General features: G+C 38.2%; 27 protein-coding genes. 16 read left to right on the forward strand and 11 right to left on the reverse strand.

Translation table 11 applies throughout. The features are described from left to right. Positions 1-324: 324 nt before the first annotated feature. From M3182_RS07705 to M3182_RS07720, 4 genes are all read right to left on the reverse strand, one after another. On the reverse strand, positions 325-1,065 hold the full coding sequence (locus M3182_RS07705; protein ID WP_251428967.1) for an exonuclease domain-containing protein: 741 nt from the start codon (positions 1,063-1,065) through the stop codon (positions 325-327). Continuing rightward, positions 1,056-2,027, reverse strand: coding sequence for a DUF294 nucleotidyltransferase-like domain-containing protein (locus M3182_RS07710; protein ID WP_251428977.1), 972 nt, complete (start codon positions 2,025-2,027; stop codon positions 1,056-1,058). The genes M3182_RS07705 and M3182_RS07710 overlap by 10 nt, the downstream gene beginning before the upstream one ends. A 105-nt stretch (positions 2,028-2,132) precedes the next feature. Next, positions 2,133-3,434, reverse strand: a complete 1,302-nt coding sequence (locus tag M3182_RS07715) for an ammonium transporter (RefSeq protein ID WP_251557577.1) — start codon at positions 3,432-3,434, stop codon at positions 2,133-2,135. Between the two features lie 175 nt (positions 3,435-3,609). Then, positions 3,610-3,933, reverse strand: coding sequence for a MerR family transcriptional regulator (locus M3182_RS07720; protein WP_251428983.1), 324 nt, complete (start codon positions 3,931-3,933; stop codon positions 3,610-3,612). Positions 3,934-4,151: 218 nt separating this feature from the next. Here M3182_RS07720 and M3182_RS07725 point away from each other — a divergent pair, with 218 nt between their 5' ends. Then, positions 4,152-4,460 (forward strand): MerR family transcriptional regulator, encoded by a 309-nt coding sequence (locus M3182_RS07725; RefSeq protein WP_251428985.1) that lies wholly within the window; start codon positions 4,152-4,154, stop codon positions 4,458-4,460. Positions 4,461-4,678: 218 nt separating this feature from the next. On the opposite strand, the gene M3182_RS07730 is transcribed toward M3182_RS07725, so the two are convergent. From M3182_RS07730 to trhA, 3 genes are all read right to left on the reverse strand, one after another. Next, positions 4,679-4,834 (reverse strand): hypothetical protein, encoded by a 156-nt coding sequence (locus M3182_RS07730; protein ID WP_251428989.1) that lies wholly within the window; start codon positions 4,832-4,834, stop codon positions 4,679-4,681. An 80-nt stretch (positions 4,835-4,914) separates the two neighbouring features. Further along, positions 4,915-5,085, reverse strand: a complete 171-nt coding sequence (locus tag M3182_RS07735; RefSeq protein WP_251428992.1) for a hypothetical protein — start codon at positions 5,083-5,085, stop codon at positions 4,915-4,917. A gap of 166 nt (positions 5,086-5,251) precedes the next feature. Then, positions 5,252-5,899, reverse strand: a complete 648-nt coding sequence (gene trhA, locus M3182_RS07740) for a PAQR family membrane homeostasis protein TrhA (RefSeq protein ID WP_251557578.1) — start codon at positions 5,897-5,899, stop codon at positions 5,252-5,254. Positions 5,900-6,039: 140 nt separating this feature from the next. Here trhA and M3182_RS07745 point away from each other — a divergent pair, with 140 nt between their 5' ends. Together M3182_RS07745 and M3182_RS07750 are read left to right on the forward strand one after the other, a co-directional pair. Next, entirely contained in the window at positions 6,040-6,606 is a 567-nt protein-coding gene (locus M3182_RS07745) for a DUF1836 domain-containing protein (RefSeq protein WP_251428998.1), read from the forward strand. A gap of 30 nt (positions 6,607-6,636) precedes the next feature. Continuing rightward, positions 6,637-6,867: an excisionase family DNA-binding protein gene (locus M3182_RS07750; RefSeq protein WP_251429001.1), complete on the forward strand. Its 231-nt coding sequence runs from the start codon at positions 6,637-6,639 to the stop codon at positions 6,865-6,867. Between the two features lie 41 nt (positions 6,868-6,908). On the opposite strand, the gene M3182_RS07755 is transcribed toward M3182_RS07750, so the two are convergent. Then, positions 6,909-8,573: a PAS domain-containing sensor histidine kinase gene (locus M3182_RS07755; RefSeq protein WP_251429004.1), complete on the reverse strand. Its 1,665-nt coding sequence runs from the start codon at positions 8,571-8,573 to the stop codon at positions 6,909-6,911. A gap of 366 nt (positions 8,574-8,939) precedes the next feature. On the opposite strand from M3182_RS07755, the gene M3182_RS07760 reads away from it, so the two are divergent. From M3182_RS07760 to M3182_RS07775, 4 genes are all read left to right on the forward strand, one after another. Then, positions 8,940-9,770 (forward strand): basic amino acid ABC transporter substrate-binding protein, encoded by an 831-nt coding sequence (locus tag M3182_RS07760; protein WP_251429007.1) that lies wholly within the window; start codon positions 8,940-8,942, stop codon positions 9,768-9,770. Positions 9,771-9,877: 107 nt separating this feature from the next. Next, a complete protein-coding gene (locus M3182_RS07765) occupies positions 9,878-10,534 on the forward strand; it encodes an amino acid ABC transporter permease (protein WP_251429009.1) in 657 nt (218 codons plus the stop codon). After that, positions 10,531-11,253, forward strand: a complete 723-nt coding sequence (locus M3182_RS07770) for an amino acid ABC transporter ATP-binding protein (protein ID WP_251557579.1) — start codon at positions 10,531-10,533, stop codon at positions 11,251-11,253. The genes M3182_RS07765 and M3182_RS07770 overlap by 4 nt, the downstream gene beginning before the upstream one ends. A gap of 200 nt (positions 11,254-11,453) precedes the next feature. Further along, on the forward strand, positions 11,454-12,281 hold the full coding sequence (locus M3182_RS07775) for a basic amino acid ABC transporter substrate-binding protein (RefSeq protein ID WP_251557580.1): 828 nt from the start codon (positions 11,454-11,456) through the stop codon (positions 12,279-12,281). A gap of 367 nt (positions 12,282-12,648) precedes the next feature. Here M3182_RS07775 and M3182_RS07780 read toward each other — a convergent pair whose 3' ends face one another. Then, positions 12,649-14,304 (reverse strand): glutamine--tRNA ligase/YqeY domain fusion protein, encoded by a 1,656-nt coding sequence (locus M3182_RS07780; protein ID WP_251557581.1) that lies wholly within the window; start codon positions 14,302-14,304, stop codon positions 12,649-12,651. 375 nt (positions 14,305-14,679) lie between these two features. On the opposite strand from M3182_RS07780, the gene M3182_RS07785 reads away from it, so the two are divergent. After that, positions 14,680-15,456 (forward strand): threonine/serine exporter family protein, encoded by a 777-nt coding sequence (locus M3182_RS07785; RefSeq protein WP_432806691.1) that lies wholly within the window; start codon positions 14,680-14,682, stop codon positions 15,454-15,456. Between the two features lie 17 nt (positions 15,457-15,473). Further along, positions 15,474-15,929 (forward strand): threonine/serine exporter family protein, encoded by a 456-nt coding sequence (locus M3182_RS07790; protein WP_251429045.1) that lies wholly within the window; start codon positions 15,474-15,476, stop codon positions 15,927-15,929. A gap of 261 nt (positions 15,930-16,190) precedes the next feature. On the opposite strand, the gene M3182_RS07795 is transcribed toward M3182_RS07790, so the two are convergent. Beyond that, entirely contained in the window at positions 16,191-17,177 is a 987-nt protein-coding gene (locus tag M3182_RS07795; protein ID WP_251557582.1) for an NADPH:quinone oxidoreductase family protein, read from the reverse strand. A gap of 546 nt (positions 17,178-17,723) precedes the next feature. Here M3182_RS07795 and M3182_RS07800 point away from each other — a divergent pair. The 7 genes from M3182_RS07800 (at position 17,724) to M3182_RS07830 (ending at position 23,563) form a co-directional block, all read left to right on the forward strand. Then, a complete protein-coding gene (locus tag M3182_RS07800; RefSeq protein ID WP_251429049.1) occupies positions 17,724-18,905 on the forward strand; it encodes an MFS transporter in 1,182 nt (393 codons plus the stop codon). Next, positions 18,886-21,015 (forward strand): formate dehydrogenase subunit alpha, encoded by a 2,130-nt coding sequence (fdhF, locus tag M3182_RS07805; protein ID WP_251429051.1) that lies wholly within the window; start codon positions 18,886-18,888, stop codon positions 21,013-21,015. Before M3182_RS07800 ends, fdhF begins: the two co-directional genes overlap by 20 nt. Before the next feature lie 77 nt (positions 21,016-21,092). Beyond that, positions 21,093-21,641 (forward strand): 4Fe-4S dicluster domain-containing protein, encoded by a 549-nt coding sequence (locus M3182_RS07810; RefSeq protein WP_251429054.1) that lies wholly within the window; start codon positions 21,093-21,095, stop codon positions 21,639-21,641. A 185-nt stretch (positions 21,642-21,826) separates the two neighbouring features. Then, positions 21,827-22,567 (forward strand): Mrp/NBP35 family ATP-binding protein, encoded by a 741-nt coding sequence (locus M3182_RS07815; RefSeq protein ID WP_251429057.1) that lies wholly within the window; start codon positions 21,827-21,829, stop codon positions 22,565-22,567. A 34-nt stretch (positions 22,568-22,601) separates the two neighbouring features. Then, a complete protein-coding gene (locus M3182_RS07820; protein ID WP_251557583.1) occupies positions 22,602-23,132 on the forward strand; it encodes a Rieske 2Fe-2S domain-containing protein in 531 nt (176 codons plus the stop codon). Next, entirely contained in the window at positions 23,125-23,322 is a 198-nt protein-coding gene (locus M3182_RS07825; protein WP_251429063.1) for a hypothetical protein, read from the forward strand. Before M3182_RS07820 ends, M3182_RS07825 begins: the two co-directional genes overlap by 8 nt. Before the next feature lie 40 nt (positions 23,323-23,362). Further along, positions 23,363-23,563, forward strand: a complete 201-nt coding sequence (locus M3182_RS07830) for a hypothetical protein (RefSeq protein ID WP_251429066.1) — start codon at positions 23,363-23,365, stop codon at positions 23,561-23,563. 66 nt (positions 23,564-23,629) lie between these two features. Here M3182_RS07830 and M3182_RS07835 read toward each other — a convergent pair whose 3' ends face one another. Then, complete coding sequence (locus tag M3182_RS07835) at positions 23,630-24,139, reverse strand: hypothetical protein (RefSeq protein WP_251429069.1); 510 nt, start codon at positions 24,137-24,139, stop codon at positions 23,630-23,632. Positions 24,140-24,148: the final 9 nt, after the last annotated feature.

Consider the following 24,148-nt stretch of genomic DNA (forward strand, 5'->3'; position numbering starts at 1 on the left):
AGTATTAGATCTTGTTGAGTTGTGGATAAAATAAATGCTAATCAAGAACATACAGAAACTGGCGATCAATGCTTTCATTCAGATCGAAAAAGTCACCATTCAGATAAAATGAAAAAACTTAGTCACTAGTTTGAACCGAATTGAAGGTCGATCCGAGCATAAAAGGTCTGAAAAAAGATACATACTGTGATAAGGTCATTACCGAAATTTCGGCCACCTAAGCAGCATTGAATAATGTTGCAAAGGTGTTATTGGAAGGCCCTATGAAAACCGTATCGTCGAAGGAATTCAAAAAGGAGGCAGGCAATTGAGCTATGTGTAGAATTATTGATTATCCAATTTAGCGATTTGTTCGTAAACTTCCCCAAGTGTTGTAAACCCTGCGTCTTGTATTCTAGTCAGTGATTGACTCCATAACTCCGCTGTCATCAGGGCATCACCGAGTGCGTGGTGCCGATTCTTCACTTCTATTCCATATGCAGTGCAAATGGCTTCGAGTGTTTTTGGACTTGAAGTAGGATCAATTACTCTCGTTAGAAATGAAGTGTCAATAATTCGGTGTTGAAATTTTTTACGCATGACATCCCGTGTGGTCTTTTCCATAAAACGTTGCTCATGTTTAGCGTGATGGGCTACAAGGATGTTGCTTGAGATAAAATGAAAAAACTTCATTAAAACCTCAGAAGCTTCTGGAGCCAAAGCTAATTCTTCATTGTCGATACCGGTTAATGCATGAATGTTAGGTGGAAGAGGTCTCGTTAAACGAATAAGTGAATAGAAGGTTTCTTTGGGGAGGATCTTATTTCCCTTCATTTTTACTGCGCCAATTGAAATGATCTCGTCTCCTTTTTCGGGAAAGAACCCTGTAGTTTCAACATCAAAAACAACGGTTTCTAGTTGATTCAGGGGAGAAGAAAGGTCCCTTTTTTTTCGAACCTCTTTTTCAAGTTGACGATAAAACGACATGCTCTGTGGTGTCACCTTCCCATGCCCAGCAAGAACATTCGAACCGATTTTTTTGCTTCCTAAATCTCTAAAGAACTGGATGAAATTATTCATGCCCATGATGAATCGTCCTTTGCTACTATTTCTTTTACATGATTAAGCAGTTGTATTCCATCTTTAATAATGATCTTTAGGTCTTTTTGTTGTTGTTTGGACATTTGATTGATTTTGACATAATGACCGGCTTCATAATCTGAATGAAGACCATAAGATAGGCGATAGTCTTGTAATTTAATAAATTGAGTGATAAACCGCTCTCGGTTATCAATATCTGTCAATTGCTGTAGGCGTTCGACTGTTGATGTTTTAACAGAATTGTTCCGAATTGCCAATACCCTTGCTGCGTTAACGTAGGGAAAGAATGCTGTATCCTTAAGATTGATACAACCTGTGAAAGGTCCATGTGTTTCGAGTAAAAACTGACCTAATACTCCAACTCCCTTTTTGATATGCATCGTATTTTCAATGATCCTAGTGAGCATACAACTTCGATGGAGAAGTGGAAAAAAGGAGTTTTTTAGAGAAGTGAGATAATCTTTTCCGTAAAAACATCGAGCATCAAAAAAGGTAAGAAAATGTCGTATTGATTCCCAAGAGGAATCTAAAAGCCAATTGGAAACTTGTTTATTCCAGCCTTCCGTAGATTTGCACCATAAAGGGTTGCTTGCCATAACATTGCCATCACAAACCTTATAACCAACCTCCGCTAAACCTTCTACGAACTCTTTTCCTAAAGCTAAAAAATACTCCTGAGCTTCCGGTTCAGTAGAATCATAAATAATTCCATGGTCTTGGTCGCTCCAAATTCCTTGCTCAAGTCTTCCGGCACTGCCCATCAAAAAGAAACAATATGGAGACCGTGGGGGACCTAAACGGTCTTCGACTGTTCGAATCGCGAGTGCAATCGTTTGTTTCATTAACTCATCATGAAAGTCATTCAATAGTGCTGAATGTGACCAGGCCTGGCTGATTTTCTGGTCCCGGAATGATCTTATCTGGGTGTAGCTTTTGTAAATTGCCATGGCCTAAACACTCCTTATTTAAGGTTATACATGTATTTTGCAAAAATAACGATTCCCCCTGAGTTCTTACTCAAGGGGAGTTTGTTTGTGTTAAGTCGAGGCTATCTAGACTTTTATAGACTTTCCATCCGTTCCGAAAGTTCCAGTAGTCTTGATTGCAGGCTTTTCCGATTCAAGCAATTCAGGATAACCATACACACCATGTTCACTCATATCAAGTCCCATAATTTCTTCTTCTTCAGTGACACGTAATCCTCCCATAAAGGACTTCATAATAGCAAGTAAAACAAATGATACAATGAAGGCGAAGGCACCGCATACAACAACTCCTAGAGCCTGAACACCAAGTTGTTCGAAACCACCACCATAAAATAATCCTGGCTGACCAACGGAAGCAAGTTCAGGTGTTGCGAAGAAACCTGTTGATAGAGTACCCCAAACGCCTGCGGCCCCGTGAACGGAAAGTGCGTAGATTGGATCGTCAATTTTACGAGCTTCAAAGAAACGAATGCTATAGAAAACAAGAATCCCAGCAATAAAACCAATCACAACGGATGCCCAAGTATCAACGAATGCACAAGATGCTGTAATTGCGACTAAGCCGGCCAAGGCTCCGTTTAACATCATTGATACATCTGCTTTTCCGATAACAATCCAAGAAATGATCATCGCAGCAATTGTTCCTGCAGCTGCTGCAAGGTTTGTATTGACTGCAACGAAGCCGAAAAATCCACCATCTACTGCAACTGTGCTACCTGCATTGAAACCGAACCAACCGACCCATAATAGTAGTACACTTAATGCTGTATAAACTTGATTGTGTCCATAAAGATTATTTGCAGAACCGTCTTTATTGTATTTTCCGATCCGTGGTTTTAGGAGTATTGTAGCTGCTAATGCTGCCATAGCACCAGTTAAATGAACGACTGTAGATCCAGCAAAATCTTGCTTACCGTGTTCAGCTAACCAGCCACCGCCCCAAATCCAGTGAGCGATTGGAGGATAAACTAAAATGGAGAAAAGTACTGCGAAGACTAAATAAACAGACATTTTTGCTCTCTCAGCAAAGCCGCCAAATGCAATTGTAATTGAAATTCCAGCAAAGGCTGTTTGGAATAAAAAGAATACAGCACCAGATAGTCCTAACCCTTCCACTTCATATCCTGAATAAAAGAAATCGGATAAACCGATTAACACATTGCCTGCACCGAAGATTAACCCATAACCGACTGCCCAAAAGACGATGGAGGAAATTCCAAAAGTAAGAATGGTTTTACCAGCAATATGACCTGCGTTCTTCATCCTAGTTGAACCTGTTTCTAATAGGATAAAACCCCCGATCATTAAAATGACTAACACGGCAGATACCATAACCCAAACACTGTTTAATAAGAATGTCGTATCCAAAATCAACTCTCCCCTTCCAAATTGGTTATTTGGCTTTCTGTAATTGTATTTTCGCACTATGTAAGATTAATTTCTACAACGATGTTAGAAAACCTTACATAAAAATAAACAGAGAATGTTGATAACGACTTTATTTGGGAGGGATTAAATTGAAGGTGAAACGTTTAGGTAAGAATTAAATTTTACGTACTCCAAACTGAGCATTAAGCTGCCCTTGAATCATTTTTTTACGTAGTCTGGCTTCTTCGGCTTTTTTCTTATCTTTGATCATCTCTTGTCTTATTTCGTATGTTTGAACGCCGTCTTCAATCTTTTCAGCGATGTCCATTAACAATTCAATATCTGAAAAAGAATATTTCCTGCTTCCACCAGCAGTGCGTTCTGGAAAAATGAGTTTTCGCTCTTCGTAATAACGAATTTGTCTTTCTGATAAGCCAGTAAGTTCACGAACAATTCCAATGGTTATTACTTTTTTATCCTTATAGGACTCTTGAGCCATCCATATCACCTTCTCTTAAAGGATTTTAAAAATATGTAATATTATCTCACATAAAGAAAAACTAAAAAAGGGAAAAGTTGAAATATTTAAAAAGTTAATCTGTACCAAAAGTCCTGAATTGAAAAATGATTGTTAGGTCTTCTCCCAATTGTGTTGTGGAAAAGAATAAAATATCGATAATCAACAGTAACGATATATCTTTAAAGAGGGAGGGAGTTATGACATCGTATAAAGACAAAAAAGTCATATCAATTGGTATCGTTAGTGAACTAACAGGCCTATCGCTCCGCAAAATTCGATATTATGAGGAACGAGGTTTGTTATCTCCGGGAAGAACAGAGAGAGGTGGGAGGAAGTACTCGTTTGCCGATGTGGATACGTTAATGACAATAGCGGAAAGGAGAGAAGAAGGCGTACAAACTGCCGAAATTAAGCAAGAGTTAATAAAAGAAAGAAAGAAGAAAGAGAGTGTAAGAAATGAAATGATTAAGGGGCAATTAAATGCTCATTTCAATATAAGAAAGTAAATCTTCTGCACAAATCTATCGAGGAAGAGGATATTTGTGTATTTTTTTTGCCTTTTTTCTATAACTTATAGTGCTTGTTGTGATGAAGAGACGGGGGAACGGCTACCATGATTCGACATAATGCCAACATTTATTAGAAAAACCTTCTCTCCCGTAAAATAGATTGTAAATTAAACCTAAAAAAATATCCTGCATAGCAGGATAAATCACTTGTGTGTTTAATGATTCCGATTTTGTTTGAGAATTTCTTGTAAATCACTAATAGAAAAGCTTTTTAGTTCTTGATGGGAGTAGGATGATGAACCTAGTCGGATGATTTTTTCAATGTAATGCTGTTTTGCCTTTTCCATACCTTGTCGCAGCTGTTTGGACATGACAGTCACTCCTTTCGTCTGCTCTGATAAATAAGGGCCCTTTATAGAGGGGAACGATTGTGATTGATTTCATGTTTTGGTTAGTACTCATGATGGGATTCTCCTTCCGATGAGTGGTTATTTTGTACGAATCGAAGGAACGCATGGGCTTTCCACCCCAATGTTTTTAATAATTCCTCGTATAATTGATCCCGTTTTAGATCTAAGGCAATGATTTGCAGTGCTATTTGAGTTTCTTTTGTGCGTTTCATTTATAGTGTTCACCTCAACCATATACAAATTCAGTTTGTTTCATGCAAATGTATTTATAGAGTAATGGAATCCAATTTTTCTGTCATGGAGGTTGTGACGTTTCCTAACGTACTTTTTTCGAACAAAAAAAGCCCTACTAATTTAGGGCTTAAACGCGAAGGACCTTTATAAGACGAAGAAATAAACACTGCAAAAATGAGCTAGGCTGCCTAGGAGGATGAAAATGTGAAAGATTTCGTGGAATCCCATATGTTTGAGCTCTAAGAATTTTGGTTTGGTCGCATAAATGACACCACCAACGGTATATAAAACCCCACCTAGGATTAGTAACCAAAGCCCAGTTTCTGGAAGGTTTTTTGTTAGAGGTACAACAGCGAAAACAATCAACCAGCCCATGGCAATATATAAGCTAGTTGAGAGCCAGCGTGGGCACTCGAACCATACCATTTTAAAGGTAACTCCAGCCAGTGCAAGCGCCATTATAACTGAGAATAATAAGGAACCGGTTAATCCGCTAAGTGTAATTAAGCAAAATGGAGCATAAGTCCCAGCGATAAGGACGAAAATCATTGAGTGATCAAGACGTCGGAAAAAGTGAATAATGCTCTCGCGGGCAATGACCAAATGATAGGTCGCTGATGCACTATAAAGTAAAATCATACTTAATCCAAATAGAATCACTGCAGTAAGGGTTTTAGGAGAGGTTGTAACAGATGCAGCTTTTATCACCATAGCGAGTAAACCGATAAAAGAAAGGATTGCACCAGCTAGATGTGTAAAGCCGTTAATGGGTTCTCTAATAAGTTGGTTCATTTTTAAAACACTCCAAACTATTACATGTAGTTTTGATAACTACATGTAATTATATCCTTGTTTCATCATGTGGTCAACATTTACCTATCTAAAGGTTATCGTTATAATGAAGTTAAGAACTTGAAAAGGTGAGAGCGCAAATGAAAGAATGGGAAGAACTTGTTAATGGTTTAGATTCGAAGCAGAATATTTTGATTGAGAATATTCCTAGTATCGATTTATATATGGATCAGGTTATTCAATTATTTGAGAAGACCTTTGCTGATTCAAAGCGGACTGAAGAAGAGAAAATATTAACGAAAACAATGATTAATAATTATGCAAAGGGAAAATTATTTTTTCCGGTGAAAAACAAAAAATATACAAATGATCATATCATGCTTATTTCATTGATTTATCAGTTGAAAGGAGCCCTCTCTATCACAGAAATAAAAGGGGTTCTAAATGGTTTAAATGAAAAAGTAGTCAGTGATGACTTTGATTTAGAGGAATTCTATCAGAGCTATCTGAACCTATTTGAAAAAAACACCGAAGATTATAAAATAAACTTAAAAGAAAAAGTGGCAGATGCAGTAGAGGAAGTCGATTCTGGAGAAAAAGATGGTGAGTATCTTCAAACAGTCCTTCTTATTGCTTCATTAGTGAGTATGAGTAATTTGTATAGACGAACAGCTGAAAAACTAGTGGATGACTTAACCAAAGGGTAGAAGTGGTAAATTGTGAAAGGGTGACCGTAGATGTACTTGAGTATAGACGAGACAGCTGAATATTTAGACATTCCAGTGAAGCAGGTTGAGAAACTAATTCAGCAAAAAAGAATCAGAGCTATTTTTGATGGAGAGCAGTATATGATTTATAAAGAACAGTTTAATACCCATTTGCAACAAGTTGAGAAGTACAAACGATTGTTAGAAGAGCATTTAAGTGAACCGATTCCGGAAGATATTGATGTAAAGGATGAAGATTAAGGCGAAAGGACCTGTCTATTATGTAAGACAGGTCCTTTTATTTATTCCACGGAAGCAGGTTCGGTACCGGTATTTGAATGATTGTTTTCAACTGGTAAGTCGATGGTTACGACCGTTCCTTGTTGTGCTTCACTGTTAAATTGAATTTTTCCATTGTGTGATTGAACAATTTTAAATGAGACAGTTAAACCTAAGCCAGTTCCTTTTTCCTTTGAAGAATAAAATGGTTCTCCAATTCGTTTTAACCGTTCCTTTGAAATCCCACACCCTTTGTCCTGTATCACAATGGAGACATCTTGGTCAACATGATTTAATGAAATGGAGACAGTATCCCCAATGTTAGATGCTTCAATTGCATTTTTAATGATATTGATAAACAACTGCTTGAGTTGATTTGGTTCACATTCAATTTCTACCTGATGACCAGGAGCTTCGAACTCTATTTGAATGTTATGGAGACTAGCCTCAGGTTTCAGCAATGATATAACATCATTTAAGATATTTTCAATGCTTGCTTTCTTATATTTCATTTTTTGAGGCTTAGCAAGTAGTAGCAATTCACTAACAATATGATTGATTCTGTCTAGTTCATCCAACATAATTCGGTAATAGAGATGATGTTTTTCATCTTCCATTTTTAACAATTGTACAAACCCTTTTAGGGAAGTAAGGGGGTTGCGTATTTCATGGGCAACACTTGCTGAGAGCTCTCCAACTACCGATAGTTTTTCCGTTCTTCTAAGGCGTTTTTCTGTTTCTCTAATTTGGGTAATGTCTCTACCGTATCCAATAATCCCGGATACCTCTCCGTTAATAATCATCGGAACAGAAGCGCATTGAAGTGTAATCAAATGCCCTTGTTTATGATGAATTTGAAGTTCGAATTTCTCGGGTTTTTGTTCGTCAACAACTCTATAAAAGATATTCCGAAGTTCTTCCTGGTCCTGCTTAGCAAGAAAATGACCAACATTTTGTCCAATGATTTCTTCGGCCTTATACCCTGTAGTTTCCTCAAATTGAGGATTTAAGTTGGCAAAGTGTCCTTTTAAATCAATCATATAAACAATATCGGGATTATAGTCAAACAATGAACGATAGCGTTGTTCACTTTCTTCAAGGAGTTTTTTTACATGCTTTCTTTCCGTAATGTCTCGGCCGATGAGTACGAATCCTTTTCGACTGCCGTCAGCGTGAAAGAGTGGTACTTTAATGGTATCAAATGTTTGAATTGTTCCATCTGGAGACGGGATATTTTCTTCTACCCTAGTAATTTCCCTCTTATTCCAAGTTTCTTCGTCTGTTGCGATACATCCTAGTAAAGCGTCACGGTAGAAAGGAGTGTATTCAGCGAGATCGGCATCAGTTTTTCCACGATAATCAACATCTTCAAGTTTAAAAGTCTTAAGGCCGAACTCATTAGCTTCAATCCAGCGCCCCTCACCATCTTTAAAGATGACGACATCGACCATCGAATTAATTAAGGTTGATAATCTTCGTTCTTCTTCTTTACTTACATTCAATTCCTCTGATTTTAGAATATAAAAATAAAAGAATAATCCTGTAATAAGGACGTACAACAATTCTTTTGTCTGTTCGATTTGTCTAGCAAAATGTGGTGGAGCAAACGACTCCACTAAGAAGTTTGTTCCAAAAATCCAGCCTACGCTAATAATCGTAAATATGATAAACAGCTTCTTTTTCCGCATGAGTAAACCAAGCTCCTGTCATTCTGATGAATAGCCTATTTAATGTAACTAAATTGATAGCATTTCGCCTCTAATAGTAGCACAATTTTATAAAAAATAGCGGATGTAGATAAAGGAAGTGAAGGAGATTGTGAGAAAAAATTTTTTCCACAACTGATAACTGTATAAAAATAAGTTATTGTTTATGTATTATAAAGACATTTATATGATATATACGTATATTTTAATGGTTTAAGTGCAAGAAACTATAAAATGTGTAATTGCATAAAGATACAACAGTCGTTATAATAGATTTAAATAATATAAGCATAAGTATTTTTAAAGGGGAACAGCATATATTTTTTAAATAAAAAGGGGGAATAGAGAATGAAAACAACTCGGAAGGCGATCTGGGGAATTGTCTTATTGTTAATGGCTTTCTTAGCAGCTTGTGGGACGACGGCAGAAGAGACCAGCAGTAGTCAGGAGGAAGGTCAATCTGAAGCAGAGGCCCCCAAAAAATTAAGAGTTGTTACAGATGCAGCCTATGCACCAATGGAATTTCAAGATAAGGGTGAAGTCGTAGGTTTTGACATTGACTTTATTAAAGCGGTAGCTGAAGAAGCTGGCTACGAACTTGAGGTAGAGCATGTTGGATGGGACCCAATCTTTGTGGAAATTGAAAGCAAACGGGCAGATATTGCTATTTCCTCTATTACAATTACAGAAGAGCGTAAGCAATCCTATGCCTTTTCGGTACCATACTTTCAATCTACTAACAAAATCTTAGTTCCAGAAGGTAGCGACATTCAAAATGCAGAAAACTTAAAAGGGAAAAAGGTTGCAGTCCAAAATGGAACAACAGGTCAAATGGCAATGGACGCTTTAATAGGAAAAAATGATCCTAATATCAAAAAGTTTGAGGACAATAACTTGGCCATCATGGAAATGGAGAGTGGCGGCGCGGATGCGGTTGTTGCGGACAATATGATTGTCGAAGAATATGCCAAGAACAACCCGGATAAAAAGTTAAAGGTAATAGAAGACTCTGCTTTTGATTCAGAATTTTATGGACTATTATTCCCTCAAGATAGTGAATTGGTCGAGGAATTTAATAAAGCCATTAATGCCGTGCTTGATAACGGAACATATTCAGAGATTTATCAAGAATGGTTTGGCATTGAACCAAATATTAAGGTACTAAAGGAACAGCAATAAGGGGGACTAAAATTGCGTAACTGATTCTAATAGTTACGCAATTTTTATCTATAAGACTTCTAATATATATAATAAATTGTAATTTTTAATAGAGGGAAGGGAAAAGAATGGATTTTCGGTTTGATATTATTGCAGAATACGCTCCTTTCCTATTAAAGGGAACCTTATTAACAATTGGTTTGTCCATTGCAGGGATTTTAATAGGAACGGTACTCGGTTTACTTATTGGATTAGGGAAAATGATGAAGAATAAACTACTTGCTTTCCCATTTACGCTTTATATTACTTTTTTTCGTGGTACACCATTATTTGTTCAAATTTTACTCGTTCATTTCGGGGTAGTCCCGCTATTTTTAGGTGAAACAAATGCCATCTATGCGGCGATTATTGCCCTCTCATTAAATTCGGCAGCTTATATTGCAGAAATTTTCCGTGCGGGGATTGAATCGATTGATAAAGGGCAAATGGAGGCAGCTCGTTCACTTGGAATGACACATGTACAAGCAATGTGGAATGTCATTCTACCCCAAGCATTTAAGCGGATGATTCCGCCATTAGGAAACGAATTTATTGTTTTAATAAAAGAATCCTCTTTAGCGGCGGTAATTACAGCACCGGAAATTATGTACTGGGGAAGAGCGATGGCCGGACAATATTATAAAGTTTGGGAGCCTTATTTAACAGCCGCACTGATTTATTTAGTGTTGACCATCAGTCTAAGTTTTCTCTTAAATCGACTTGAAAGAAGGTTAAAAACAGAATGATTCAAATTCAAAACTTGAAAAAATCATTTGGAGATAATGAAGTCCTAAAAGATATTAACTTAAATATTGCGCCTCAAGAAGTAGTGGTTGTCATTGGTCCTTCGGGTTCAGGGAAATCAACACTACTTAGATGCATTAACCTCCTTGAATCGATTACGGATGGACATATTCATATAGAAGGAAAAGATATTACGGATAAGAAAAATAATATCAATAAAATGCGTCAAGAAGTGGGGATGGTTTTCCAGCATTTTAATCTTTTTCCACATAAAACCGTTATTGAAAATTTGATGATGGCCCCTACAAAAGTGAGGAAAGTATCTCCGGAAGTGGCGCGCAACAAAGGGTTGGAATTACTTAAAAAAGTGGGTCTAGAAGAAAAAGCAAATGCTTACCCAAGTTCACTATCAGGAGGACAAAAACAGCGTGTTGCGATCGCTAGAGCGTTAGCAATGGAACCGAAGATTATGCTTTTTGATGAACCAACTTCTGCGCTAGATCCGGAAGTAGTTGGAGAGGTACTTGAGGTCATGAAGCAACTAGCCAAAGAAGGAATGACAATGGTTGTCGTAACTCACGAAATGGGATTTGCCCGTGAAGTAGGGGACCGCGTAATTTTTATGGATGGCGGTTATGTTGTTGAGGCGAACGTACCAAAGGAGTTGTTTGAAAATCCTCAACATGAAAGAACGCAAGCATTTCTTAGTAAGATTTTATAAACATAAAAGAGGAGTCAGCTGCTAAGCACTATAGACGTGCTTAGGAACTGACTCTTCTTTTGTTGTTGCAACAAAAAAAAGAATTTTTATAAATCATATTGAATAATAATACAATGCAAGTTATAATAATGCTATTCTATTAAAACTAAAATATTTGGAAGAAGGAATCTTTCATTTTTAAGAAACAAGGGGGAACAAACATGAAAAAGAATATCCTGGCTTTATTAAGTCTATGTGTGGCGATTGTCCTATCTTTATCCGCTTGTGGAACTGCTGAGGAAACCACTAGTGAGGGAAACAGTTCGAATGAAGGGGAAGAGCAGAAAACATTAAGAGTCGTGACAAATGCAACTTATGCTCCAATGGAGTATCTCGATAAAGGAGAAGTTGTTGGTTTTGATGTTGATTTAATTAAGGCAGTAGCTGAAGAAGCTGGATATGAATTGACGATTGAACATATTGGTTGGGACCCAATCTTTGTTGAAACGGAAAGTAAACGTGCAGATTTAGCGATGGCAGCTATTACAATAAATGATGAGAGAAAACAAACATTTGATTTCTCAGTTCCATACTTCCAGTCAACGAACAAAATCTTAGTTCCAAACGATAGTGAGATCGAGTCAGCTGAGGACTTAAAAGGTAAAATTGTCGCAGTACAAAATGGAACAACTGGACAAGCAGCAATGGATGCCTTAGTAGGTAAAAATCATAAAGACGTTAAGAAGTTCGAAGATAACAATTTAGCGATTATGGAAATGGAAAGTGGTGGTGCAGCAGCTGTGGTTGCTGATAATGCCGTCGTTGAAGAATATGCGAAAAACAACCCTAATAAAAATCTAAAGGTAATTGAAGATACAAGCTTTGACTCTGAGTTTTATGGCATTCTCTTCCCTAAAGGTAGCGAGCTAGTAGAGGAATTTAATACGGCTCTTAATACTCTATTTGATAATGGTAAATACACTGAGATTTATAAAAAGTGGTTTGGAATCGAACCAAATATCGAATTTTTAAAAGAACAGCAACAATAACACTAGCTGGGAGAACCATTTTCTATTTGGGAAATGGTTCTTTTTTTGGTGAATGGACGTAGTTTTAGGGGACAGTTAGACAGAGGGGGGGACGCGGTATGTTAGTGCCCAAAGTGGGGAAAGAACTTAGAGTAAGGAAACGAATAGGATTGATTGGTGCCCTAAGTGGGGAAAAAATCGAGAGAAAGGAAACCAATAGTTTTGACTTGTGACCAAAAGTAATGGAAAAATCACTCTAAGGTCACCAATAACAATAAAAAAACAAAAAGCGTTTGCCTAGTGTGCGCCATCAATACGACACGCCCAAAAGGCAAAACGCTTTTTTATAAGTCAGAGCCGGACACTAATCTTTTGAATTAGTTATGTCTTATAATTTAAAAGAACTTTTCAGTGAAACAATACGATTAAAGACAAGTTTGTCAGCTGTTGTATGTTTAGGGTCAACATTGAAATAGCCGTGACGGAAGAACTGGAATTTATCTTGTGCCTTAGCTTCATTCATATTTGGCTCAATATATCCTTGTAGAACTTCAAGCGAGTTTTTGTTCACATAATCAAGGAATGTTTTCTCTTCTTCTTCGCTTTCTTCTTTATCAGCGTCAAGAATGAGCGGTTCATATAGGCGGAACTCAGCTGGGATCGCATGTTTTGCATCTACCCAATGCAAGGTTCCTTTCACTTTCCGGCCAGTAAAACCAGTGCCGCTCTTTGTTTCAGGATCATACGTACAACGAAGTTCAATCACATTACCGGCTTCGTCCTTGATGACTTCTTCACACTTAATGAAATAGGCATGCTTTAAGCGGACTTCATTTCCAGGGAAGAGGCGGAAATACTTCTTCGGTGGATTTTCCATAAAGTCGTCTTGTTCCACATAGATTTCGCGTGAGAAAGGAATCTTTCTTGTGCCCATCTCAGGATTTTCAGGATTGATTTCAGCATCAAGCCATTCAACTTGTCCTTCTGGGTAATTCGTGATGACTACTTTTAATGGTTTTAAAACACCCATAGTTCTTGGTGCTTTTAGTTTTAAATCTTCCCTTACAAAATGTTCAAGCATTTGGGCGTCAACGGTAGAATATCCTTTTGAAACACCTGCTGCAGCAACAAATTCACGGATTGCCTCTGGTGTAAAACCGCGTCTTCTTAACCCAGAGATGGTTGGAAGTCGTGGGTCATCCCAGCCGTCAACATAATTCTCTTCTACTAGTTGTTTTAATTTGCGTTTACTCATGACGGTATTGGTGAGGTTTAAACGTCCAAACTCGATTTGTTGAGGAACGTTTTTCATCTCGCATTCCGCTACAACCCAATTATAAAAAGGGCGTTGATCTTCAAATTCAGTTGTACACAGAGAGTGTGTGACACCCTCAATGGCATCTTCTAACGGATGTGCAAAAGCATACATTGGATAAATACACCATTTGTCACCAGTATTATGATGGCTTGTATGGGAAATTCGATAAATCACTGGATCGCGTAAGTTGATATTGGGTGATGCCATATCAATTTTAGCACGGAGGACTTTTTCTCCATTCCCAAATTCACCTTTGCGCATGCGTTCAAATAGGTCAAGGTTTTCCTCAACAGTACGGTTGCGATATGGACTTTCCTTTCCGGGTTCAGTTAGTGTACCACGGTATTCACGAATTTCATCTGCAGAAAGGTCATCGACAAATGCTTTGCCTTTTTTAATCAAAAAAACTGCGCGATCATACATCTCATCAAAATAGTTTGATGCATAACAAAGGTCGTCCCATTCATAACCTAACCACGCGACATCTTCTTTGATGGAGTCAACATATTCCTGATCCTCTTTTAAAGGGTTTGTATCATCAAAGCGGAGGTTGGTTTTCCCATTGAACTCATCAGCTAGACCAAAGTTAATCACAATTGACTTTGCATGACCAATGTGAAGGTAGCCGTTCGGTTCAGGCGGAAACCGAGTAACAATTTTATCGTGCTTCCCAGTTTCCAAATCTTCCTTAATAATGGTTTTAATAAAATTTGAGTTTTCTTCCAACCTGAATCACCTTTCCGTTCTTTTATGTATGACTCTTCTCCCAAACTCAGTTGCATTTAAGCGTGTAAGTAAACTGCCAACTTTCTAAGAAAAGAGTCTAAAAATTGACCTACAACATACAAAATAGCTTTTCCTACGTTAAAATGGGTTTTAGGATTTTAACATCAAATGTACGAAGTAAACTTAATGTAAAGTATTATCATCATTATACATTTCTATAGAACTTTATACTAATAAGAAATGAGTAGAAATACAAGTTTATCGCAGATTAATTCATAAGGAAAATGGATTTGTTTAGAGAGAAAAACTCTTTTTTATCATTTTTTGCTTGTTTCTGGTATTTTAAGTAGTAGAAATTATGGGAGTTTCGTTCCTATGTTAAGTGAGGAGATTATGAATAATCAAAATCAAATCTATGAAATCATGAACGTATGTCTGTTAGCAGGGAAGATTATGTTAAGGAGTGGAGCGGAGACTTATCGGGTTGAAGATACAATGAGAAGAATTGCCCTGGCGTTTGGAATTGAGGAAACCCATAGCTATGTGACACCGACAGGAATTATGTTCTCTGCAGATTATGGTCAGCCTGAGACGACAAGACTTGTCAGGATTTCTGAGCGGACGACGGATTTAAAGAAAGTAGCCTTAGTCAATGATGTTTCTCGGAGAATTAGTGGCGGTGTGATCGACCTAAATGAAGCGCGCCGTCAATTAAAAGAAATTGAAAGAGCTGACCTAATGTATCCGCTTTGGATGCAAATTTTTGCAGCCGGAATGGCCAGCGGTTGCTTTGCAATTATGTTTCTCGGTGGTTGGGGTGACTTTATACCAGCGTTAATGGCTGGTGGGGCAGGATATTATTCATTTATTTTGTTTCATCGACTTATTCCCGTAAAGTTTTTCGCTGAATTCCTAGCCTCCGTGTTTATTGGCGTCTGCTCTTCAATCTTTCTATTGATTGGGATTGGAAATGAGCTAGATAAAATCATTATCGGCGCAGTAATGCCGCTTGTACCAGGGCTTTTGATTACAAATGCTGTTCGAGATTTGATGGCCGGTCATTTGGTGTCTGGCTTGTCAAAAGGAGCAGAGGCGTTTCTGACTGCATTTGCAATTGGGTCGGGAATTGCTGTTGTTTTATCATTGCAATAAATACTTGGGGGACGGACATGATTTATTTGGAACAGCTTATTACTAGCTTCATTGCATCCGCCGCATTTGGTGTAATCTTCAACGCGCCAAAAGAATCCTTAGTAAAATGCGGATTATCAGGTATGTTAGGCTGGATTGTGTACTATTTGCTAACATCATATGGATACGGGACCGTGTTAGGGACCCTTGCAGCATCCTTTCTTATTGCATTTATTAGTCATCTATTTGCTAAGCATTATAAAATGCCGATGATTATTTTTAGTGTAGCGGGAGTCATTCCGCTTGTACCAGGTGGATTGGCATACGATACAATGAGGAATTTTGTGGAAAATGACTACAATACAGGCATAGCACTAGGTGTTAAGGCACTAATGATATCAGGAGCCATTGCCGTGGGACTAATCTTCTCGGAAGTGTTAAATTATGTCATCCGGAAATCCGCGATTCATCCTTATAATAGTAGTAATAAATGATTAACTAGAGTGTTTGCCTGCTGCATTTTGGAGCGCAGGCCGCACCTTGCGTCCCTTATGCATTACTTTAAGGATATTGCCGATTTAATTACTGTGACGACAGTGTTTTTCGACTTTTAGTCAATAAAACTACATGATTGGTTCATTTCTCGGGAAATACGACATGGAAATGACAAAGAGAATGTCGTTAAACGAGAATCCAGAAAAAAACAAAGCGCTCTTCCATTTTATTTAGGAAGTGCGCTTTGTTTTGGGAGTTTTTTATAGTTTTACAATTGTTCTACCGCGAGCTTCTCCTTTTAATATAGTAGCTAAAGCAGTTGGGAGGTTTTCAAGCGTAATTTCATTTTTTATAGATTGAAGCAGTTCATTAGGCTTTAAGTCGGTTGCCATTCGTTTCCATAAATCTGCTCTAACCTCCATTGGACAGAACACAGAATCAATCCCTAGGACATTTACTCCTCTCAAGATAAAAGGAAAAACGGTCGCTGCTACATCTGTTCCACCTGTTAACCCACTTACCGCTACCGATCCATTGTACTGCAGCTTACTTACGATGCTGCTTAAGGTGCTTCCTCCAACAGGATCAACTGCAGCAGCCCATAATTGTTTATCGAGAGGTCTAAATTTATCGCCGGTCACATCAGACCGGGAAATCACCTCAGCTGCACCAATGCTAGTTAAATACGAATGCTCAGATTCCTTTCCGGTACTTGCGACTACATGATATCCCCGTTTAGCAAGCATAGCGACTGCAATACTGCCAACTCCTCCAGTTGCTCCAGTCACAAGCACCTTCCCTTTTTCAGGTCTTAATCCATTTTCTTCGAGACGATGTACAGAAAGAGCCGCTGTAAAACCTGCTGTTCCTAATATCATTGATTCCTCTAGAGTAAGCCCATCGGGAAGAGGCACAATCCTATCACCAGGAATCCGAGCGTACTCACTGTAACCGCCAGTATGGGAGACGCCAATTTCATAACTAGTGGCAATGATCTCTTGTCCTGGTTTAAAGCGACTATCTTTTGACTCTACGATGGTTCCAGCAAGATCAATTCCTGGAATCATAGGGTAGGTTTGGACAATTTTTCCGTTTGGTATGCTAGCAAGTCCATCCTTATAATTTACGCTTGAATAAGCAACCTTTATGGTTACATCTCCTTCAGAAAGGTCACCAAGTGTGACCTGTTGGATATTCGCTGTAAAGCCTTCATCTTTTTTATTGACTACAAACGCACGAAAATTCATTCAGCTAAACCTCCTTCTAATCCTTACTTATAGTATAGGCGAGTTTGTTCCCAGCTTCTAGGGGGATTCCAAACTTCCCCAGTGAAAAATTCCCAACACCAAAAATAGGTCGAAAAAACAAAAGATGTGACGTACTTCACATACGCTAGTTTCGTTCATCAATTAGTATTTTAGTAAGGCTGATTTCGTAATGATTGTTGTTTAGAATCCTAAAGCCGATTTTAACGATAGACAAGCTTTTTTGGCATTATTCCTTAGTTTGTAAGCTCTTTTCTCCTCTTTATGAAATTACTCTGAAATGCAACAAAGTTTGAGGAAAGAGCCTTTAGTAAAGATAGATTTATTGAAGATGAAATGACGAAGTAGTGGGGTGACGTTAGAAGAGATTAATCAAACGTATGCTTGAATAAGTTGTCACATAAAAGTCACAAACAATAGCTGATATAACACTATTCACAAAGTGTTTACATTTAAAACCGAAGTAGGCAAAAACTGCATGGTATGATGATTTTCGAACTCAAGAAACTCACGAGGAGGTAGAACGCAATGTTTAAACTAGAAAAATCATTTTATTCAAAAACTAGTATGTATTCCTTTTTTGCGATAGTCATTTTGTTCTTTTTAATGTGGGTATCCACTTCACAATTTCTTCATATAGATATGGCCTTATTGGGTTATATGATTGGAACTGGGGTTTTTGCAATCGGCCTTGTTATTCGTTTCAGTTTCTGGATTTACCGTGCAGCAACAAACAAGGTAGCTACACGGAGTGTTAAAAACTTATTCACGAAAGAACGAATGAAGCGTAATGCCAAATCGATTACTAAAACTCTTATCGATAACATCCTCTTGCAAAAATTCATCTTTAAACGCGGACTATACCGCGGAATTCAACACATCATGATTTCATGGGGCTGTATTATTTCGTTTGCTTTTACTTTCGGTTTAACGTTTGGGTGGTTTCGTTTTGATTTAGTTGATCCTGAAACGTATCAAATGGTTGCCTTTAATATCCCATTAATTACAATGGCTGCTCATGGATGGCTAGCAGAAATCTTTTATAACATGCTAAATATCGGTGCAGTTATGGTACTAATTGGTGTTTCAATGGCTTTGTTCCGCCGAATCAGAGACTACGATGTGAAAGTTACTCAGCGCTTTGAGTTTGACCTTTTACCCTTATATATTTTACTTGCCGTAACTGGAACGGGATTAGCACTTACAGTTTCGTATAAGTTCCTTGATGGTTGGATGCACCCACATATTTCACTGGTTCATCAAATTACAGTTGTCGTAATGTTGATGTACTTTCCGTTCGGTAAATTATTTCATGTTCCAATTCGTCCGCTAGCTACTGCGGTACCGATGAGTTACCAAGAAACATTAAAAGTAGACACAAAGACTTGTAAAAGTTGTGCTCAACCATACAGTAATGATGACCAAATTGCAGACGTACAAGCGATTTTAAAGCAGCAAAGTTTTGACCTACAACTAGCAGATGGGACGTATTTATCAGATTACTGTCCAGCATGTCGACGTAGAATGCGCGCTTTAAAACAAATGAATCTAGAAGCTCCAAAAGGAAATCCATATGGTCCAGTTAATACGAATAATGGCATTCATATTTCTGGCTTTGGAAAAAAACGTACAGATGACTTTTATGGAATAGAAGAAGATGTAAAGAAAGACTTAGGGGAGGAAAAAGAATATGAGCCAGTTTCTCGTTAAGGAAGGCGTAAAAAATCAGATTCGTAAAGGCGAAAAATTAGTAACCACACATTGTTGTTATTGTGGAATGCAGTGTGGGATGCATATACGAGTAAACGAAAAGACCAATAAGGTGGTTGGGGTTGAACCCCGTTATGACTGGGTGCTAACTAGAGGGAAAATGTGCCCTAAAGGGGTAACAGCTTATCAAACAGTCGACCATCCAGATCGAATTAAGCGTCCACTGATTAAAAAGAATGGTCAATTTGTAGAGTCTTCTTGGGATGAAGCACTTGATTTGATTGAGAATAAATATAAAGAACTCCAAAGAAATTACGGCAAAGATAGCCTTTCTGTATACGGCGGTGTATCGATGACAAACGAGAAGTGTTATTTAGTCGGTAAATATGCTCGTGTTGCTTTAGGAACACGTTATCTCGATTATAATGGCCGTTATTGTATGAGTTCTGCGGCTGGTGGGTTTAATAAAACACTCGGTATGGACCGAGGATCCACTCTTCCGTGGACAGAGTTAGAACACACAGACTGTTTCTTCATGGCTGGTTCAAATACAGCAGAATGTCATCCTACAAGTATTCAGTGGTTCTGGAAAGCAAAAGACAAAGGCGCAAAAATTATTGTTGCAGATCCTCGTGAAACGGCAACAGCAAGGGTAGCGGATGTTCATTTGGACCTACTACCTGGCACAGACTCTGCCTTAGCGAATGGAATTATGCATCTGTTAATCAAACATGATTATGTGGACAATGAATATGTTCAAGAGCGTTGCAATAATTTTGGAGAATTAAAAGAAATGACGGCAAAGTTTACGCCTGAATATACATCGAAAATTACTGGAATTTCAGTCGAAAAAATTGTTAAAGCTGCTCATATCTTCGGAAAATCTCCACGTTCTGTTGTAATGTTTGCTCGTGGGGCTGAACAGCAAACTGCTGGGGTAGACAATGTAAGCTTATATACGTCAATGGCTTTACTTCGAGGCCAAATTGGAAAGTTTGCTTCAGGTGTTGCAACATTCACGGGTCAAGGAAACGGTCAAGGTGGACGTGAACATGGACAAAAGTCAGACTTACTTCCAGGCTACCGTAAACTAACGGACCCAAAGGCAGTTGAGTACATCTCTGGAGTTTGGGGAATCAAGCCAGAAGAAATGCCAAAACCTGGGGTATCTGCTTATGAAATGTTTGATCTTATGAAAAATAAAACAATTCGTGGGTTACATGTTATCTGTTCAAATCCAGTAGTATCTTCACCAAATATTAACCATGTTTATGAAGCTTTGAGAGAACTAGATTTCCTGGTTGTTAGTGATTTCTTCCTTTCAGAAACAGCTGAACTTGCTGATGTTGTTCTTCCAGCAACAACTTGGGCTGAAGACGAAGGAACAACAACAAATATCGAAGGTCGTGTAATCCATATTCGAAAAGTAGTTGAACCAATCGGAGAGTCCAAGCCGGACTGGGAAATTATGAGTCTTATTGCTGAGCGTATGGGTAAGGGAAAACATTTCCAATACCGTGAACCACGAGAAATCTTCAATGAACTTCGCCTCGCTTCAAAAGGCGGTAAAGCAGATTATTATGGTGTCACATATGAAAAGATTGATGAGCAAGATGGAGTATTCTGGCCAGCACCTACTGAAGACCACCCAGGTTCACCAAGCGTCTTTAAAGAGAAGTTTGCAACAGAAGATGGGAAAGCAAATCTTGCAGTTTGTGATTGGAAAGGTCCAGCTGAGGTAAAGTCCACTGAATATCCAATCTGGTTAACGACAGGTCGCGTGGTTTTCCATTACCTATCTGGTAATCAGACTAGACGTGTGGGCTTCTTGAAAGAACAATGTCCAGAACCATTTGTCGAGATGCATCCAGAATTAGCTAGTCAATACCAAGTAATAAATGGTGAAAAAGTGAAATTGACAACTCCGCGTGGGGACATGATTGTCCCAGTTAAAATAACGAAAGCCATCCGTAAAGATGTCGTATTTGTTCCTTATCATTGGGGAAAAGAATTGGCAGTTAATCAATTAACAAGCCCGGCGTTAGACCCTATCTCACGGATGCCTGAATTTAAAGTTTGTCCAGTGAAACTAGAAAAACTTGCAAAGTAAAAAAGCAAAGTGAGAGGCTTTCTTCATGCCATTTGAAAGAAGAGGGCCCTCCGCTTTCCTAAGGAGGAACGGCCAGAATGAATAAAATTATGTATCTTGAATTTGAACGCTGTATCGGTTGCCGTGCTTGTCAGGCAGCTTGCCGTGAGTGTGGAGACCATGATGCAAAAGAACGGAACTATGTAGAATACGTCGACTTTACGGAATCACGCCAAACTTTCCCGATGCTATGTATGCAATGTAAAGATCCAGCATGTGCTCGTGTTTGTCCGGCCAATGCGATTCAAATTACGGAAGAAGGGGTTGTTTTATCTGCAATGGAAGAGAAATGTATTGGTTGCCGTAACTGTACATTTGGTTGTCCATTTGGAATTCCTAAATTCGACTTTGAAAAGAATAAAATGTACAAATGTGATATGTGTTATGACCGTACAAGAGATGATATCCCGCCAATGTGTGCTTCTGTATGTCCAAGTGAAGCGATTCGTTTTATCGACTTCGATGAAATGCAACAGTTAAGAAGAAGACGTACACAAATGAACCTTGTTGAAGGGAAAAAACCTCAAGAAGGAAATAAATGGGATTATGTGCCGGAATTCTTTGGAGTCTATACAGATTCCCAGTAAGGATAAGCATTGTTAAGTGAATGTGAGCTGGTCCAAGGTGAGCGCTAAGTTCTTTAGGGCCGGCTCGTTTTTATTATTCCTTCGAAAAAAATGACCATACACGACCTAAGAATGTTTGAAACTGAAAGGCTCATACTAAGGGGTAAAATCTTAGAGCTAAAAAAATAGATAAAAGAGGTGCTTTTATGTTAAAAGGCAATGTCCTCGCGGTTACAAGTGGTAAAGGTGGAGTTGGAAAATCCTCTTTATCAGTGAATCTTGCGCTTGCGCTTCAAAAGTTAGGAAAATCAGTTGCCATTATTGATTTAGATATATACGGATTTAGTATTCCAAAAATCTTGAATATCGATTATAAACCAAAAACATTTAATGGTAAAATCATCCCCGTTGAAACAAAAGGAATTAAACTAATGTCGATGGGATTTTTGGTAAATGGGAATGACCCAATTGTTTGGCGCGGACCTATGTTAGGAAAAATGATTGAGCATTTTACAAAGGATGTTCTGTGGGGAGAGCTCGACTATTTTATTCTCGATATGCCTCCTGGAACTGGGGATGTTGCACTAGATATGCATCTCATGATTCCAGAAAGCAAAGAAATTGTCGTCACAACTCCTCATAAAGCAGCAGCCTATGTTGCTGAACGAGCTGGAAGCATGGCGATGAAAAGTAATCATGAGGTTATTGGTGTAGTCGAAAATATGTCGTATTTTACACCACCAAATGGTGATGAAAAATATTTTATCTTTGGCAAAGGTGGAGGAGAAGAGCTTGCTTCTCAGTTAGGTGTAGAACTATTAGGGAAATTGCCAATCCAAGAGCCCAATGAATCTAATGATGCACCATCTATTGCAAAAGAAGGCACACAGCTTGAGAGGGCATACTTAAATCTTGCTCAGAAAATTGATGAAAAATATAACGGTTAAATAGAAATAGATAGTTGAACGGGAGGATTGTAAGATGACGGAGGATAGAAAGAAAAACAACCAGTCAGCAAATGATCAAGATATGATGAAATTGGTTGATAATTTAAATCGAAAAGAGGACGTGAATCTAAACCGTCGTGCGTTTTTGAAAGCATCCTTTGGAACAACGGTTGCGCTTGGCTTAGCAACAACCCCATTTGGTGTAATCTCAGCTGTTCGTAGTGAAAAAGAGGATAGCAATCAGGTTGAAATTGCGTCTGTAGATGAGTTGGCGATTGGGGAGGCCAAAAATTTCAATTATCCAACTGAAGATGAACCAGCTGTTTTAGTAAGAACTCCTGATGATCGTTATGTTGCTTACAATAATAAGTGTACACATCTACAATGTCCGGTCTTTTATGAGAAAAAAGATAATGTATTGCTCTGCCCTTGTCATAAAGGATATTTTGATGTTAACAATGGTCACCCAGTCGCAGGACCACCACAGAGAGAATTACCGAAAATCCTTCTAGAAGTGAAAGATGGAAAGGTGTTGGCTGTTGGGAGGGAATATCGTCATGGATAAGAAGCGAGTCTCCTTTTTATCAATTTTTGTTTTCTTAGCAATCAATGTCATTTCCCTTTCCAAGGTGATTGAGGGTTTTTACGGGAAAGAATATGGACATGTATACTCATTTATGATCGTTGCTTTGATTTCAACAGGACTTGCAACCATTGCCTTCTTTACTTGGCGAAAGCAAGAGTATAAAAGCTAAGAACTAGGGGGATTTTAATGAGTAAAGGAGGCTAGAAAAAATGGGCTCCCGCTCTCATGAAAAAGAAAAACTTGAAGAAGTATTAAAACACTCAGTGGAAGTTGAAGAAGATTTAATGCGTACCTATTTAATCACTGCTGAACGTATCCATGAAGATGATGAGTTGAAAGAGAGGCTGCAAAACTTTGCTGAAGGAAATGCAAAGCGCTCAAAGCAACTTTTAGACGAATTAAAGAAATAAAAAATCGGGGATGATGTACCCCGATTTTTTTGTTATGCACTTAATGGGTGATTACACTTTGCGTTCCTAACTAAATTGATTGGTCGGCTCGATCGTTATGCTGTCAGAATCAAATTTTTGTTCCCCAAAGATGGTGATAAGAGTGCAAGAAGTAATTCTAAATGGTTCTGTCTCTATTTTGTACTCCGCAAGTAATCCATTTCCTAGTTCTTCTCCTAGCTCATTCTTAATCAGAACGTTTTGTCCTTCAAGCGTCCGTAATTTGGCCTCCATCAAGAAAGTTTTCCACGCTTGCCAGTTATGAATCAAATGGGCGCTTTCTCCATTTTCTAAGTAACCTAATTGGCATTCGCTTTCATCTATCTCAACATTGTGTCCGGAAGTGATCTGTAGAATTATATCCCTTAAAACCTCATATTCTGCCATGTCTAGTTGCGGATGGATGGAGAAAACAATTTCCTCTTCGTTTCCCTGTAGCGTAGCAAGAGTTTTATGATTAAAAGTTACAGAATTTCCTTTTAAATATGGAGAGGTTACTTGTTCTTTATTTAACCCTTTGATAATCAATTTAAGCATGAGTATACT

Origin of the sequence: Mesobacillus maritimus, assembly GCF_023715205.1 — a bacterium.
Lineage (GTDB): Bacteria > Bacillota > Bacilli > Bacillales > Cytobacillaceae > Mesobacillus_B > Mesobacillus_B maritimus_C.

Excerpts from the sequence above, each read along its gene's own strand:
- M3182_RS07705 (WP_251428967.1), bottom strand. The coding sequence starts at position 1,065 with ATGGGCATGAATAATTTCATCCAGTTCTTTAGAGATTTAGGAAGCAAA.
- M3182_RS07710 (WP_251428977.1), bottom strand. The coding sequence starts at position 2,027 with ATGGCAATTTACAAAAGCTACACCCAGATAAGATCATTCCGGGACCAG.
- M3182_RS07720 (WP_251428983.1), bottom strand. The coding sequence starts at position 3,933 with ATGGCTCAAGAGTCCTATAAGGATAAAAAAGTAATAACCATTGGAATT.
- M3182_RS07725 (WP_251428985.1), top strand. The coding sequence starts at position 4,152 with ATGACATCGTATAAAGACAAAAAAGTCATATCAATTGGTATCGTTAGT.
- M3182_RS07730 (WP_251428989.1), bottom strand. The coding sequence starts at position 4,834 with ATGTCCAAACAGCTGCGACAAGGTATGGAAAAGGCAAAACAGCATTAC.
- M3182_RS07735 (WP_251428992.1), bottom strand. The coding sequence starts at position 5,085 with ATGAAACGCACAAAAGAAACTCAAATAGCACTGCAAATCATTGCCTTA.
- trhA (WP_251557578.1), bottom strand. The coding sequence starts at position 5,899 with ATGAACCAACTTATTAGAGAACCCATTAACGGCTTTACACATCTAGCT.
- M3182_RS07745 (WP_251428998.1), top strand. The coding sequence starts at position 6,040 with ATGAAAGAATGGGAAGAACTTGTTAATGGTTTAGATTCGAAGCAGAAT.
- M3182_RS07750 (WP_251429001.1), top strand. The coding sequence starts at position 6,637 with ATGTACTTGAGTATAGACGAGACAGCTGAATATTTAGACATTCCAGTG.
- M3182_RS07755 (WP_251429004.1), bottom strand. The coding sequence starts at position 8,573 with ATGCGGAAAAAGAAGCTGTTTATCATATTTACGATTATTAGCGTAGGC.
- M3182_RS07760 (WP_251429007.1), top strand. The coding sequence starts at position 8,940 with ATGAAAACAACTCGGAAGGCGATCTGGGGAATTGTCTTATTGTTAATG.
- M3182_RS07765 (WP_251429009.1), top strand. The coding sequence starts at position 9,878 with ATGGATTTTCGGTTTGATATTATTGCAGAATACGCTCCTTTCCTATTA.
- M3182_RS07770 (WP_251557579.1), top strand. The coding sequence starts at position 10,531 with ATGATTCAAATTCAAAACTTGAAAAAATCATTTGGAGATAATGAAGTC.
- M3182_RS07775 (WP_251557580.1), top strand. The coding sequence starts at position 11,454 with ATGAAAAAGAATATCCTGGCTTTATTAAGTCTATGTGTGGCGATTGTC.
- M3182_RS07785 (WP_432806691.1), top strand. The coding sequence starts at position 14,680 with ATGTTAAGTGAGGAGATTATGAATAATCAAAATCAAATCTATGAAATC.
- M3182_RS07790 (WP_251429045.1), top strand. The coding sequence starts at position 15,474 with ATGATTTATTTGGAACAGCTTATTACTAGCTTCATTGCATCCGCCGCA.
- M3182_RS07795 (WP_251557582.1), bottom strand. The coding sequence starts at position 17,177 with ATGAATTTTCGTGCGTTTGTAGTCAATAAAAAAGATGAAGGCTTTACA.
- M3182_RS07800 (WP_251429049.1), top strand. The coding sequence starts at position 17,724 with ATGTTTAAACTAGAAAAATCATTTTATTCAAAAACTAGTATGTATTCC.
- fdhF (WP_251429051.1), top strand. The coding sequence starts at position 18,886 with ATGAGCCAGTTTCTCGTTAAGGAAGGCGTAAAAAATCAGATTCGTAAA.
- M3182_RS07810 (WP_251429054.1), top strand. The coding sequence starts at position 21,093 with ATGAATAAAATTATGTATCTTGAATTTGAACGCTGTATCGGTTGCCGT.
- M3182_RS07815 (WP_251429057.1), top strand. The coding sequence starts at position 21,827 with ATGTTAAAAGGCAATGTCCTCGCGGTTACAAGTGGTAAAGGTGGAGTT.
- M3182_RS07820 (WP_251557583.1), top strand. The coding sequence starts at position 22,602 with ATGACGGAGGATAGAAAGAAAAACAACCAGTCAGCAAATGATCAAGAT.
- M3182_RS07825 (WP_251429063.1), top strand. The coding sequence starts at position 23,125 with ATGGATAAGAAGCGAGTCTCCTTTTTATCAATTTTTGTTTTCTTAGCA.
- M3182_RS07830 (WP_251429066.1), top strand. The coding sequence starts at position 23,363 with ATGGGCTCCCGCTCTCATGAAAAAGAAAAACTTGAAGAAGTATTAAAA.
- M3182_RS07835 (WP_251429069.1), bottom strand. The coding sequence starts at position 24,139 with ATGCTTAAATTGATTATCAAAGGGTTAAATAAAGAACAAGTAACCTCT.